The organism is Xanthomonas sp. BRIP62411 (genome assembly GCF_003993525.1).
GTDB lineage: Bacteria > Pseudomonadota > Gammaproteobacteria > Xanthomonadales > Xanthomonadaceae > Xanthomonas > Xanthomonas euroxanthea.
The window spans coordinates 1-13,583 of sequence record NZ_QEZI01000012.1 but is presented as its reverse complement, the minus strand read 5'-3'; the positions used below and the strand labels follow the sequence as shown (position 1 = coordinate 13,583).

13 protein-coding genes are annotated in these 13,583 nt (G+C 67.7%); 6 read left to right on the top strand and 7 right to left on the bottom strand.

Annotated elements, in window-relative coordinates:
- Nucleotides 1-178: 178 nt before the first annotated feature.
- From EO139_RS10490 to EO139_RS10465, 6 genes are all read right to left on the bottom strand, one after another.
- On the bottom strand, nucleotides 179-1,063 hold the full coding sequence (locus tag EO139_RS10490; protein ID WP_119129651.1) for an ABC transporter permease: 885 nt from the start codon (nucleotides 1,061-1,063) through the stop codon (nucleotides 179-181).
- A complete protein-coding gene (locus EO139_RS10485) occupies nucleotides 1,060-1,899 on the bottom strand; it encodes an ABC transporter ATP-binding protein (protein ID WP_115676154.1) in 840 nt (279 codons plus the stop codon). The genes EO139_RS10490 and EO139_RS10485 overlap by 4 nt, the downstream gene beginning before the upstream one ends.
- Nucleotides 1,900-1,902: 3 nt before the next feature.
- Nucleotides 1,903-2,949, bottom strand: a complete 1,047-nt coding sequence (locus EO139_RS10480; RefSeq protein WP_119129652.1) for an ABC transporter substrate-binding protein — start codon at nucleotides 2,947-2,949, stop codon at nucleotides 1,903-1,905.
- A gap of 85 nt (nucleotides 2,950-3,034) precedes the next feature.
- Nucleotides 3,035-3,952: a TauD/TfdA family dioxygenase gene (locus EO139_RS10475; RefSeq protein ID WP_126970508.1), complete on the bottom strand. Its 918-nt coding sequence runs from the start codon at nucleotides 3,950-3,952 to the stop codon at nucleotides 3,035-3,037.
- A 195-nt stretch (nucleotides 3,953-4,147) separates the two neighbouring features.
- Complete coding sequence (locus tag EO139_RS10470; RefSeq protein ID WP_126970506.1) at nucleotides 4,148-6,631, bottom strand: FtsX-like permease family protein; 2,484 nt, start codon at nucleotides 6,629-6,631, stop codon at nucleotides 4,148-4,150.
- A complete protein-coding gene (locus tag EO139_RS10465) occupies nucleotides 6,628-7,245 on the bottom strand; it encodes an ATP-binding cassette domain-containing protein (RefSeq protein ID WP_256359910.1) in 618 nt (205 codons plus the stop codon). Before EO139_RS10465 ends, EO139_RS10470 begins: the two co-directional genes overlap by 4 nt.
- A gap of 91 nt (nucleotides 7,246-7,336) precedes the next feature.
- On the opposite strand from EO139_RS10465, the gene EO139_RS10460 reads away from it, so the two are divergent.
- The 3 genes from EO139_RS10460 to EO139_RS10450 all read left to right on the top strand — a co-directional run bounded on the left by EO139_RS10460 (nucleotide 7,337) and on the right by EO139_RS10450 (nucleotide 10,239).
- A complete protein-coding gene (locus EO139_RS10460; protein ID WP_180496888.1) occupies nucleotides 7,337-8,005 on the top strand; it encodes an arylesterase in 669 nt (222 codons plus the stop codon).
- A gap of 104 nt (nucleotides 8,006-8,109) precedes the next feature.
- Nucleotides 8,110-8,823: a response regulator transcription factor gene (locus tag EO139_RS10455; RefSeq protein ID WP_002811889.1), complete on the top strand. Its 714-nt coding sequence runs from the start codon at nucleotides 8,110-8,112 to the stop codon at nucleotides 8,821-8,823.
- Nucleotides 8,824-8,967: 144 nt separating this feature from the next.
- Nucleotides 8,968-10,239 (top strand): HAMP domain-containing sensor histidine kinase, encoded by a 1,272-nt coding sequence (locus EO139_RS10450; protein ID WP_104649656.1) that lies wholly within the window; start codon nucleotides 8,968-8,970, stop codon nucleotides 10,237-10,239.
- A 230-nt stretch (nucleotides 10,240-10,469) separates the two neighbouring features.
- Here EO139_RS10450 and EO139_RS10445 read toward each other — a convergent pair whose 3' ends face one another.
- Nucleotides 10,470-11,171, bottom strand: coding sequence for an SGNH/GDSL hydrolase family protein (locus EO139_RS10445; protein WP_104649655.1), 702 nt, complete (start codon nucleotides 11,169-11,171; stop codon nucleotides 10,470-10,472).
- A 319-nt stretch (nucleotides 11,172-11,490) separates the two neighbouring features.
- On the opposite strand from EO139_RS10445, the gene EO139_RS10440 reads away from it, so the two are divergent.
- From EO139_RS10440 to EO139_RS10430, 3 genes are all read left to right on the top strand, one after another.
- Complete coding sequence (locus EO139_RS10440; protein ID WP_104533011.1) at nucleotides 11,491-11,871, top strand: diacylglycerol kinase; 381 nt, start codon at nucleotides 11,491-11,493, stop codon at nucleotides 11,869-11,871.
- Between the two features lie 258 nt (nucleotides 11,872-12,129).
- Complete coding sequence (locus EO139_RS10435) at nucleotides 12,130-12,762, top strand: LemA family protein (RefSeq protein ID WP_104649654.1); 633 nt, start codon at nucleotides 12,130-12,132, stop codon at nucleotides 12,760-12,762.
- Nucleotides 12,763-12,789: 27 nt separating this feature from the next.
- Nucleotides 12,790-13,583: TPM domain-containing protein (locus tag EO139_RS10430; RefSeq protein WP_126970504.1), on the top strand; the 794-nt coding region annotated here is incomplete at its 3' end.

Sequence of the window (13,583 nt, the reverse complement as noted above, 5' to 3'; positions counted from 1 at the left end):
GCGGCAGGAGAGGGGCCGGCAGCATAAGCCAGGCCCGTTAAGCGCACGCGACCGTGCCGATGAGCCCGGCACGCGGGCTCAGGCCGTTGGTGGCCGGCGCGGCACGTTCATCTGCAGCGTGGCCAGGCAAAGCGCCTGCCCACGCATCGCGGCGCCCGGGGTTCCCGCGGTCATCCCGCTAGCGCTGCATGCCCCAGCGGCGCACGGTCAGCCGCTCGATGGCCTGAAACACCACGCCCTCCACCAGCAGGCCCAGCACGATCACCATCGCCAGGCCGGCGAACACCCGGTCGGTATACAGCTCGTTGCGGTTCTGGAAGATGTACCACCCCAGGCCGCCCTGGCCGGAGGTGGCGCCGAACACCAGTTCGGCCGCGATCAGGGTGCGCCAGGCGAAGGCCCAGCCGATCTTCAGCCCGGACAGGATCGCCGGCAGCGCGGCGGGAATCAGCAGTTGCGCCACGTAGCGCGGCCCGCGCAGCCCGTAATTGCGCCCGGCCATGCGCAGGGTTTCCGGCACCGCCTGGAAGCCGGCGTAGGTGGTCAGCGCCAGCGGCCACAGCACCGAATGCACCAGCACGAACACCAGGCTGCCGGTGCCCAGGCCGAACCACAGCAGGGCCAGCGGCAGCAGCGCGATGGCCGGCAGCGGATTGAACATGGCTGTCAGCGTGCCGAGCACGTCGCGGCCCCAGCGCGTGGAGGCGGCCAGCGCGGTCAGCACGAAGGCCAGCACCACGCCCAGCGCGTAGCCCTGCGCCAGCACGCGCAGCGAGGCGCCCACGCGGCGCAACAACTCGCCCGACAGCAGCCCGTCGTAGAACGCGCGTGCGGTCTGCAGCGCGCTGGGCAGCATCAGATCGTCGCCAACCACGCGTGCGGCGATCTCCCACACCGCGATCAGCACCACCAGCACCAGCGCCTTGCGCAGCCACGGTGGTGCCTGCCAGCGCGTCGGCGCGGCGGCTGCAACCAATGCGGGATCCAGCGGCTGCAGGGCCACTTCGTACTCGGCCCGCACCGGTGGCAATGGCGGCAGCGCGGTGGCGTTGCCGCCGCTCATGGCAGCACCTCGCGCTGGCGCTCGGCAGGGCGACGCAATGGCGCCACCTTGGCATCGTCCAGGGTGTCGTCGGGCAGGTCGAACAGTAGCCGATGGATCCGCTGCGCGGTCTGCTGGAACGCCACGCTGCCGGCGCTGTGCGGGCCGAACGCATGCGCGTTGAGCTCGGCGCGTACCTGGCCCGGATGTGGCGACAACAACAGCACGCGGTTACCGACCACCAAGGCCTCCTCGATCGAATGGGTGACGAACAACAAGGTGAAGCGCGATTGCTCCCACAGCTCCAGCACCTGCTCCTGCATGCGCGAACGCGTCAACGCATCGAGCGCGGCGAACGGCTCGTCCATCAACAACACGCGCGGCCGCATCGCCAACGCGCGCGCAATCGCCACGCGTTGCTTCATGCCGCCGGACAAGGTGTGCGGATACGCCTGCGCAAACGCGCTCAGCCCGACCTGCGCCAGGCTGTCGTCGGCACGTTCGCGCGCTTCGGCACGCGACAGCTTGCGGGCGGCACGCAGGCCGAACACCACGTTCTCGCGCACGGTCTTCCAGGGCGCCAGCTGGTCGAATTCCTGGAACACCACCACCCGGTCCGGTCCGGGTCCGGTGACCGCGTTGCCATCCAGGCGGATCTGCCCCTCGCGCGGGGTGACGAAGCCGGCCACCGCCTTGAGCAAGGTGGATTTGCCGCAACCCGACGGCCCCAGCAGCACGAAGCGATCGGCCTCATGTACGTCGAAACGCACGCGGTGGGTGGCACGCACCACGCGCTGCGCGGAGGCGTATTCCAGGCTGACGTGGTCGACCTGCAGCAATGGTGTGGGCGTGGCCATCGCTCAGCTCCCGCCTGCGATCAGCGGATCGTCGAAGAAATAGTCGCCCAGCTTGCCCGGCGTCTGCTTGATCGCGCCGCTGTGCTGCATGAACTTGCCCAGTCCCAGCGTGTTCTGCGGCACCACGGTGAACTGTACCTTCGGGTCCTTGAGGATCTGCAGCACCAGCGCGCGATCGATGCTCGAGCCATTGCGACGCAGGAAGATATCCGCCGCCTGCTCCGGATGGGCGGTGACAAAGCGCGCAGCCTGATCCAGCGCCGCGACGAAGGCGCGGTAGGTCTTGGGATTGTCGCGGCGGAATTTCTCGGTGGCATACAGCACGGTGGCCGACGAGGGGCCGCCTTCGATCTCGTAGGAGCTGGTCACAATGTGCGCGGCCGGATTGCGCGCCAGCTCCTGCTCCTGGAATGGCGGGCTGGCGAAGTGGGCGGTGATCTCGGTGCGGCCGCGGATGATCGCTGCGGCCGCGTCCGGATGCGGCAAGGCGACCTGCAGCGGATCCAGCTGATGGGTGCCCTTGTCGCCCCAACGCTGTTGCGAGGCATGCTGCAGGAAACGCGACTGCACCGACACGCCGGTGGCCGGCACCGCAATGCGGTCCTGCGGGGTGAAATCGCCGATGGACCTGATGCGCGGATTGTTGCTGATCAAGTAGTAGGGGAAGTTGCCCAGCGATGCCACGCCGCGCACGTTCTGGCGGCCATGGGTGCGGTCCCAGATGGTGAACAACGGCCCGACGCCGGCACCGGCGATATCGATCGACCCGGTCAGCAGGGCATCGTTGACGGCCGCGCCACCGGACAACTGCAGGAACTGCACGTCGATGTCCACGCCGGCCGCCTTGCCCTGCTGCTCGATCAGCTTCTGATCCTGCGCCACGTCCAGCAGCAGGTAGACGATGCCGAACTGCTTGGCGATGCGCAGCTTTCCTTCGGCCTGTGCCTGTGCGGTGTGCAGTAACGGCAGTGCGGCCAGGAGCAGCAGCGCAATACGCCGGGAAACGCGTCGGCGCTGCGGACGCGCGTGAGAGGTGACGGTCAAACGCATGCGGCGCTCCAGTCGGGAGGGGGAGGGGATGGCGCGTTTCACAGCGCATCACGCGCTGTAAACCGTGCGCGAGGCGGCACCTTGGCTAGAACGGCGCATCGCCTTCGATGGTGGTGCGGTTGAGGCGGCGCCGCAGGTGATCGGGCGTGCCGGCGGCCAGATGCATGACCGAGCGGTTGTCCCAGAACACCATGTCGTGCGGCTGCCAGCGATGCCGGTACACCAAGGCATCGCGGGTGCTGTGGTCGAACAGGGCCTGCAGCAGCGCGGCACTCTCGTCGTCGGGCAGGCCGACGATGCGGGTGGTGAAATGCTCGCTGACAAACAGCGCTTTCCGGCCGGTTTCCGGGTGCGTGCGCACGACCGGATGCTGCACCGGTTTCACTTCGGCGATCTGTTCCGGCGTCAGCGCCGGGCGCCACGGATTGCGCGCACGCAGTTCCTCGTACTTGGCCAGGTAGCTGTGTTCGGCACGCAGGTCCTGCACCGTTTGCTTGAGCGCGTCGGGCAGGGTCTGCCAGGCCAGGTGCTGGTTGGCGAACAAGGTGTCGCCGCCTTCGCTGGGCAGTTCCTGCGCGTGCAGCAGCGATCCCAGGCTGGGGGTGTCCTTGTAGGACAGATCCGAGTGCCAGTAGTGGCCGGCGTCGCCCAGGCCGATCGGCTTGCCGTTTTCCTTGATGTTGGAGACCACCAGTACCTCCGGATGCCCGGGCAACTGGAAATTGCGCAACACATGGATCTGCAGCGGGCCGAAGCGACGGCTGAAGGCGACCTGCTGTGCCGGCGTGATGCGTTGCTCGCGAAACACCAGCACGTGGTAGTCCAGGTGCGCCTGGTGGATGCGCGCGAAGGTCTCCGCATCCAGCGGCTGTGACAGATCCAGGCCGATCACTTCGGCGCCCAGCGGGGCATCGAACGGCACGATCCGGACACTGGAGGAGTACGCGGTGGAAACCGCATCGCGCGGCGGCTGCGCACGTGCAGCAGAAGGGACGCTGGCCATGACGGTGGCACCTCGACGGCAACGAAGGGCCGCCTGGGCCGGCGGCCGGACACACCACTGTAGGCAGTCCGCTCGCCGCTGCGAACGTACGATTGGCAAGGTGCTTATGCGCTGCCGGTATATGCACCGGGGCGACGGAACGCAAAAGGGCGACGCCTGCGCGCCGCCCTGCTCACGTGTCCAGCCAACCCGGCCTCAGTCGGTCCGCAGTGCCAGCACCGGCGGCGTGGACAGGATGCGGCGCGTGCCCGACCAACCGGCCAGCAGGCTCAACGCCAGGCCAAACGCGCCGCCGATCAGCAGGCGCGGCCAATCCGGCGTCAATGGAATCTCGAATGCCTTCTGTCCGACCACTGCCCCGATCACCGCCGCGGCGGTCACCGCCAGTGTCGCTGCCAGCAGGCCAAGCGCGCCGAACTCCACCAGCACCGCACCACGCAACTGGCCGCGCCGCGCGCCCAGCGTGCGCAGCACCGCACTGTCATAGCGACGCTCGCCGGCGGTGGCCTGCAGGGCTGCCAGCAGCACCAGCACACCGGCCAGCAGGCTGAAGCCCATCACCAGTTGCACCGCCTGCGCCACCTGGTCGATCACCTCGCGCACGCGGCCGAGGATGGCATCGATATCCAGCACCGAAATGTTGGGGTAGTCGCGGCTCAACGACGCCAGCCTGGGCGCGTTGCCGGGCGGCAGATGGAAGCTGGAAATCAGGTTGTACCGCGCATCGCCGACCGCGCCCTGGTTGAGCAGCAGGAAGAAATTGACGCGGAATGAATCCCAGTCGGCCTTGCGGATGCTGGTGACGGTGAAACTGCGCTGCTGCTCGCCCAGCAGCAAGGTGATGCGATCGCCGAGTTTGAGCTGATACCGCTGCGCCCAGCCTTCTTCCACCGAGGCCTCCGGCGCAGTGCTGTCGGCCGCCCAGAATCTGCCTTCCAGCAAGGTGTTTGCCGGCGGGAATGCGTGCCGCCAGGAGAAGTTGACCGGGCGGTTGTCGCCGTCGCCATCGTCGGCCGGATCGCGGTCGCCGCGCAGCGGTGGCTTGTCGTTGATCGCCACCAGCCGCCCGGTCGAAAACGGCTCCACGGCCGCATCGTCCACGCCCAGGCCGCGCAGCGTCTGCAGCACCGGCCCGGTCTGCTCGGGCTGGATGTTCATCAGGAAATAGTTGGGCGTCTCCGCCGGCAGGCGGTCGCGCCATTGCCCGAGCAGGCCGGGGCCGACCACCGCCAGCAGCAGCAGCGCGCACAACGACAGCGACAGCCCGACCAGCTGCACCACGCTCAGTCCGCGACGCCGCGTCAGCGAGGCCAGGCCCAGCTTCCACGCGCCGCGCAGGCGGTGCTGGATCGGCCGCAGCAAGGCCAGCAGGCCAAGCCCCAGTGCCATCGCCACCAGCGCCAGGGCGGCCAGCCCGCCCAGCACCCAGCCGGCCAGCACCAGGTTGCCGGTCGCATACACGGTCAGCGCCAGCGTGGCCGCCAATGCCGCGGCGTAGACCAGCAGGGAACTCGGCGGCACCGCGGCAAAGCTGCGGTTGAGCACACGCATCGGCGGCACGTTGCGCAGCCGCAGCAGCGGCGGCAGGCCGAAGCCCAGCAACAGCACCAGGCCGATGCCTGCACCGGCCAGGGCCGGGGTGGCCTGCGGCAACGGCAGCCGGTCCGGGATCAGGCTGCCCAGCGCCTGCACCAGGCCTTCCTGCGCCAGCATGCCCAGCCCGATCCCGACCAGGCAGGCCGGAATCGCGGTCAGCAGCAATTGCAGCGACAGCATCGCCAGGATGTCGCGCTGGCGTGCGCCCAGGCAGCGCAGCACCGCCACCGTGTCGATCCGGCGCATCGCAAAGCGGTTCGCTGCCAACGCGGTCGCCACACCGGACAACAGCACCGCCAGCAAGGCCGACAAGGCCAAAAAGCGCCCCGCACGATCGAACGCCGCGCGCATGCCGCGCTGGGTGTCCTCGATGCCGACCAGGCGGAATTCGCTGGCGCGCGGTTTCAGCCAGGCGCGCAGTTCGGCGATGGCATCGGGCGCACCGGAGAACATCAGCCGGTACGAAGCGCGGCTGCCGGGGCCAAGCAATCCGGCACCGTCGATATCGGCGCGATTGACCAGCAGCGGTGGCGACAGCTGCATCAGCTCGCCGGATGCATCCGGCTCTGCGCGCAGTACGCCGGTGATGGTGAGGTGGCCGGCGCCGAATTCCAGCTGTTCGCCCACACGCAGGCCCAGGGCCTCCAGCAGGCGGGGGTCGGCATAGGCCTGGCCCGGCGGCGGTGCGCCCGCAGGCGTGCCCTGCATGCCGGCGCTGTCCCTGGACACCAGCAACTGCCCGCGCAACGGGTAGCCCGCGCCAACCCCGCGGATATTGGCCATCTGGCTGGCCTCGCCGTGAAACAGCACGCTGGGGAAGCTGACCATGCGCGTGCTCTGCAGGCCGCGGCGTTGCGCTTCGGCGGCGAAGTCGGCCGGGATTTCCTGGCGGCCGGTCACGCCCAGATCGCCACCGAGCACCTCGGCCGCGCTGGAGGTCAGCGCCAGGGTCACCCGATCGACCAGCGTGCCAACCGCCGTCATCACCGCCACGCCCAGCACCAGCGCGGCGAATACGGTCAGCAGGTCGCCGGCCAGGAACTCGCGGCGCACCGCGCGTGCGGCTTGACGCAGCACGTTCATGCGGCCGGACCGGTCTGGGCGTGCAGGCGGCCGCTGTCGATGCGGTAGATATGCTTGCAACGCTGCGCCAGCGTCATGTCGTGGGTCACCAGCACCAGGGTGGTGTCGCTGGTGGCGTTGAGCGCGAACAACAGGTCGCTGATCTGCGCGCCGGTGGTCTGGTCCAGGCTGCCGGTGGGCTCGTCGGCAAACAGGATGCGCGGTCTGGCCACGAATGCGCGTGCCAGCGCCACGCGTTGCTGCTCGCCACCGGACAGCTGGCGCGGGTAGTGGCGCGCACGCGCGCTCAGGCCGACCGCCTCCAGTACCTCGCGTACCCGCGCCGGGTCCTCGCGCCCGGCCAGTTCCAGCGGCAGCGCGATGTTTTCTTCGGCGGTCAGCGCCGGCAGCAGATGGAAGCTCTGGAACACGAAGCCCACCTCGCGCGCGCGCAAGGCGGCACGGGCCTCTTCGTCCAGCTGGCCCAACTCCTGGCCGGACAGCGCAATGCTGCCGCGGCTGGGCAGGTCCAGCCCGGCCAGCAGGCCGAGCAGGGTGGTCTTGCCCGAGCCGGATGCGCCGACGATGGCGATACTGTCGCCTTCACTGACCGTCAAGCTGACCTTGTCGAGGATGTGGAGTGTTCCCTCCGGTCCACTGACGGACTTGCCGACGTCGCGGACGTCGATGGCAATGCGGGTACTGGAGTGGGGGGCCAGACTGTCGATGAGGAATCTCCGAATGCGTGAAAGAACACTGCGATATGGCGTGCTGGTCCTGTGGCTGCTGACACTGTCCCTGCTCGCGCCGGGAATTGCCTCTGCCAAAAGTCCGGTGGCGACCGCCCCGATCCTGGTCGTCGGCGACAGCCTGAGCGCTGCGCACAACATCCCGGTGCAGTCTGGCTGGGTCACCTTGCTGGACCAACGCCTCAAGCGTGACATGGCGACGCCACCGGCGGTCGTCAATGCCAGCATCAGCGGTGAGACCACCTCCGGTGCATTGACGCGGCTGCCCGGCCTGCTGCAGAAGCACCACCCCGGCGTGGTGGTGATCGAACTCGGCGGCAACGATGCGCTGCGCGGCCTGACCCCGGCCCAGCTGAAGGGCAACCTGGAAAAGATGATCCAGCTCAGCCAGCAGGCCGGCGCGAAGGTGCTGCTGCTCGGCATCGATGTGCCGCCCAACTATGGCCCCGCCTATCGCGACCGCCTGAAGGCGACCTATGCCGACCTGTCCAGCCAGTACAAGACCGCATTGGTGCCGTTCTTCCTGGAAAAGGTCGCGTTGCAGCCAGGCCTGATGCAGGCGGACGGCCTGCATCCCACTGCCGCGGCCCAGCCCAGGGTGCTGGAAACGGTGTGGCCCGCGCTGCGCCCCCTGCTCGGCCGTTGACAGCCGGCGGGCAACGCCCGCCGTCACAAAACGTTAGATCGTCTTCACGCCCTTTCCACTGCCAATCCGGCATGTTTCACAAAGCTGAAGACCGAGGAAAGTCCATGCGTCAGACCAAGGAAACGTCCGGCCTCGTGCTGGTCGTCGAAGACAACCGCAATATCTCAGAAATGATCGGCGAGTACCTGGAAGGCCGTGGCTTCGAGGTCGACTATGCGCAGGACGGACTCGACGGCTACCGTCTGGCCGCCGAGAACAGCTACGACGTGGTCGTGCTGGATCTCATGCTGCCACGTCTGGACGGCATCGAAGTGTGCCGCCGCCTGCGTAACGACGCACGCAAGTCCACCCCGGTGCTGATGCTGACCGCCCGCGACACGCTGGACGACAAGCTCACCGGCCTGGGTTTCGGCGCCGACGACTACCTGACCAAGCCGTTCGCGATCCAGGAACTGGAAGCGCGCCTGCGTGCCCTGATCCGTCGCGAGCGCCGCCAGGTCGGGTCGGAAGTGCTCAAGGTCGCCGACCTGGTGCTCGATCCGGTCAGCATGCGCGCCACCCGCGCCGGTACCGAGCTGCAGCTCTCGCCGATCGGTCTGCGGCTGCTCACCATCCTGATGCGCGAGTCGCCGCGGGTGGTGACCCGCCAGGAAATCGAGCGCGAGATCTGGGGCAACGGCTTGCCGGATTCGGACACCCTGCGCAGCCATCTGTACAACCTGCGCAAGATCATCGACAAGCCGTTCGATCGCCCGCTGCTGCACACCGTGCAGAGCGCCGGCTATCGCATTGCCGACATCGCCCAGCCGATGGCCTGATGTCGCCGGCCGGCCGCCATGCTGGCGGCCGGCCACCTCCTGTAGGCGCCCACGCGCCGCTCGTTTCCGCGCGCTGCCGTCTGGCTGCACGACGGGCTTACGGAAGCGTTGCCTATAATCCGGCGCTCTCCCCTGGATGCAGCAATGCCGCACGGGCTTCCACGAAAAATACGTCTGGCCTTCCTCCTGCAGGTCGCTCTGGCGAGCCTGGCGATCGTGCTGGGTGGCTATCTGCTGTCCTTCGTCATCAAGTACAGCCTGGTACGGACCGTGCTGGCCGACGAGGCGGTGCATTTCTGGCGCGTGCACAAGGACGCACCGAACAACCCGCCACCGAATACACGCAATATCCAGGGCTATTTCTTGCCTGCCGGCCAGGGCCGCGACACGGCGCCGGCGGAGTTGCAGCGGTTGTCGCCAGGCTTCAGCGAAGTGGCTGCCGCCGATGCCCTGGTGTACGTCGATCAACGTCCGGAAGGGCGTCTGTACCTGGTGTTCCCACGCTCGCGTGCGGCCCATCTGACGCTCTGGTTCGGAATCGTGCCGGCGATGCTGGTGCTGCTGGCGATCTATGGCGTGTTCTGGGTGACCTACCGGATCTCCAAACGCCTGGTGTCGCCGATCAGCTGGCTGGCACGGCGCGTCTCGCAGTGGGACCCGCGCAACCCGGATGTCGACGAACTGGCACCGGAGCGGTTGCCCGCCGACCTGCAGGGTGAAACGCGGCAGCTGGCCGCTGCCCTGCATACGCTCGGGCAGAAGGTCAGCGACCATGTCGCGCGCGAGCGCAACTTCACCCGCGATGCCAGCCACGAACTGCGCACACCGTTGACGGTGATCCGGGTGGCCAGCGACATGGCGCTGGCCGACGACGAATTGTCGCAACGCACCCAGCGCAGCCTGCGCCGGATCCAGCGCGCCGGCCGTGACATGGAAGCGGTGATCGACGCCTTCCTGATCCTGGCGCGCGAAGCCGAGATCGACCCGCAAAGCGAGACCTTCGATGCCGCCGAACTGGCCAGCGAGGAAGTCGATAGCGCCCGCCAGCTGCTGGGCGACAAGCCGGTGTCCCTGACGATGGTCGGTGACCGCAGCCTGCAGATGTTCGCCCCGCCGCGAGTGATGCGCGTGGTGCTCAGCAACCTGCTGCGCAATGCATGCGCCTATACCGATACCGGCAGCATCGAGGTGGAAGTCACCCAGGACCGCATCATCGTGCGCGATACCGGGATCGGCATGAGCGAAGAGGCGCGCGCGCGCGCGTTCGAGCCGTTCTTCCGCGCCGATCCCACCCGCCCGCAGGGCACCGGCCTGGGCCTGTCGATCGTGCGCCGGTTGTGCGATCGCTTCGGCTGGCGGATCGAACTGCATAGCGAGTCCGGTGTCGGCACCTCGGTTGCGGTGGTGGTTGCCTGAGGGAGTAGTGGCCGTAGCGGCATGTGGCTGCCTGCAATCTGCCACTGACCAGGGAGATGCGCCGCATGCGCCCAGGGCGCCGTTTGCGGTTGCCGATGCTGCTGTTTTCCACCACATGGCAACGAGGCTGCGTGCCGTGCCGATATGCCGCAGACGCCAGGTGCCTCTGCGGGATCGGTGACGCAATGGGTTGATCTGGCGAGTGCGACGCCAGATCGACCCGCCAAGCGTTACTTCTGCTCCAACACCGGTGCCACGGCCTTGCGCCAGATGGCATAGCCATCGGCGGTCATGTGCAGCATGTCGTCGCGAAACAACGCGGCACGTGGCTTGCCGGTGGCATCGAGCATCGGCGTGTAGACGTCCACGTAGTCCACCTGCGGCAGCGGCGCGAGTGCGTCCTTGATCAGGCGATTGGCGGTCACGATCGCCGGCAGCAGATGGGCGCGCGAGGGGCTGGGTTTGATCGACAGGTAGCTGATGCGCGCGCTGGGCAGATCGCGGCGGATGCGCGTCACGAATGCCAGCACGTCGTCGCGGACCTGCTGCGGCGTGCGGCCGCTGTTGAGATCGTTGTCGCCGGCATACAGCACCACCTGGCGCGGCGCATACGGGATCACGATGCGGTCGGCGTACCAGGTGCTGTCGCGCACTTCCGACCCGCCGAAGCCGCGATTGATCACCGGCATGCCGGGGAAATCCTGTGCCAGCGTGTCCCAGAAACGGATCGACGAGCTGCCGACGAAGACGATGCCGTGCCTGGGGGGCGGTTGCTGCGCGTCGCTGTCGGCGAAGCGCTGCATATCCGCTTCCCAGGCGGCATTAGACACCTGCGCCGGTATCTGCGGCGTGGTGTGCGGGGTGGCGGCGTGTAGCTGGCCGGACAACAGCACAAGGGCGCACAGCAGCGTGCGCAAGGGATGTTTGGTCATGCGAAGGAACCTGCAACAGTAAAACGGGCCATCATGGTGCGACAGGCTGGAAGCGCAGGGCAAACCCATTGTTTCCAGCACCCGCGATCGCCGTGCGTGCAGATCGCCTCGCCGTGCCTGCACCGACGCTGTGGCGAAGATTGCGCCATGCGGCAGCACCTGACGGCCCGGCAGGCCCAACGTCAGCTGTTCGACCGCGTGGCAGCGCCCTGGCGGCGCGCTGCACGACGGTGCAAGATTCGCACTTTCCTCAGCAGTGACCCCGCCATGCGTTTTAGCCGTCCCCAGACATGCCCTTGCGGCCGGAAGCACTGACCGCATGGCCGATCAACTGGGACACGTGCCGCGCGGTCCGCGCCGCATGCTCAAGGCGGCGATCTGGTCATGGCAGGGATTGCGCGCGGCATGGCTGCATGAATCCTCGTTTCGGCTGGAGGTGTGTCTGGCGGCAGTGATGTCGCCGCTTGGGCTGTGGCTCGGCCAGTCCGGCCTGGAACGTATCGCGCTGGTGGCGCCATTGCTGATCGTGCTGGCGGCCGAATTGCTGAATTCGGCGATCGAGGCGGTGATCGAGCGCTACGGCCCCGAGCACCATGTGCTGGCCGGCCGCGCCAAGGACATGGGTTCGGCGGCGGTGTTCCTGCTGTTGATCAATGTGCTGCTCTGCTGGGGACTGATACTGCTGCCGCGGTGGTTCTGACGGCCCGTGCGTCTGCGCAGGCCACAGCCGCCGATCAGCTTCTGCAGGCGATTGGATAGGCGGAGGTGGAGACGTTCGTGCGAGCGACGCACCAGAGCGCGCCGGCGGTCGTGGCGGCCGCCACGGAGCCAGCGGTGACTGCCGCGGTTGCAGGCTTTCTCGCATCTGGCCGGGATCAGCTGCCTGGCGGGCGCATGTGCATGCCGGGTTGACTCGCCGCGTGGCATGCTGCGGCTCTCTTTCAACGGAATCGCCTGCATGCCCGTCCTGATTCGCGCCCTGGTGTTGCTGATGCTGACCGTCTCGCTGTCCGGTTGCGGCTACAACGCGATCCAGCAGAAGGAAGAAGGCGTCAAGGCAGGTTGGTCGGAGGTGCTGAACCAGTATCAGCGTCGTGCCGACCTGATTCCCAACCTGGTGCGCACCGTGCAGGGCTATGCCCAGCAGGAGCGTCAGGTGCTGACCGAAGTGACCAACGCGCGCTCGCGGGTCGGGCAGATCCAGGTCAATGCCGATGACGAAGCCTCGCTGAAACGGTTCCAGCAGGCGCAGGGCGAGCTCGGCAGCGCGCTGTCGCGCCTGATGGTGGTCAGCGAAAACTATCCGCAGCTCAAATCCGACCAGTCGTTCCGCGATCTGCAGGTGCAACTGGAAGGCACCGAAAACCGCATCACCGTGGCGCGCGGTCGCTACATCCAGACGGTGCAGGACTACAACACCTACATCCGTTCGTTTCCGCAGGTGATCACCGCCAAGATCTTCGGCTACCAGCCCAAACCCAACTTCAGCGTGGAAAACGAGGCGCAGATCTCACGCGCACCGCAGGTGGATTTCGGCAACCAGCAGGCGCCGCAGCAACAGCCTGCGCAGCAACCGCAGCCTGCGCAGTAACAGCGCTTACCAGGCAGGAGTCAGGCAATGCGGCAAACGCACAGCTGGGTGTTCTGGATGTTGGCGCTGTTGCTGCTGCCGGCCTCGCTGCTGGCGCAGGACCTTGCAGCCATTCCGCCACTGCGCTCGCCGGTGGTCGATACCACCTGCACATTGGACGCCACGCAGACCCGGCAACTCGAGCAGCAAGCGCTGGCCCTGCAGCAGCGCAAGGGCGCGCAGTTGCAGATCCTGATCGTACCCACCACCCAGCCGGAGGCGATCGAGCAGTACACCCAGCGCGTGTTCGACCAGTGGAAGATCGGTCGCAAGGGCGTGGACGACGGCGTGCTGCTGCTGGTGGCCAAGGACGATCGCCGAGTGCGCATCCAGCCCGGTTACGGCCTAGAGGGCGCGATCCCCGACATTGCCGCCAATCGCATCATTCAGGAGTACCTGGCACCGCGCTTCCGTGAGGGCGACTACGCTGGCGGCATCGGCGCTGCGACTGCGACGCTGGCCGGCCTGATCGAGGGCGAGCCCTTGCCGGCGCCGGTCAGCGGGCACGCCGCTGCCGGCACGGGCAATGGTTCGGGCGGAGGCGGTGGCTGGATCATGGCCTTGTTCATCGGCTTTGTGGTCGCGATGGTGGCGCGTGGCATCCTCGGCGCCCTGCCGCGGCCGCTGCGCGCGTTGCTGACCGGCGTCGCGGCCGGCGGCGCTGCCTTGCTGTTTACCTCGCTGCTGTTTGCCAGCGCCGGCGCTGCGGTGATCGGGCTGCTGGCGGGCCTGGCGTCCGGTTCACCGGGGCGCTTTGTCGGCGGCGGTGGCTGGGGCGGTGG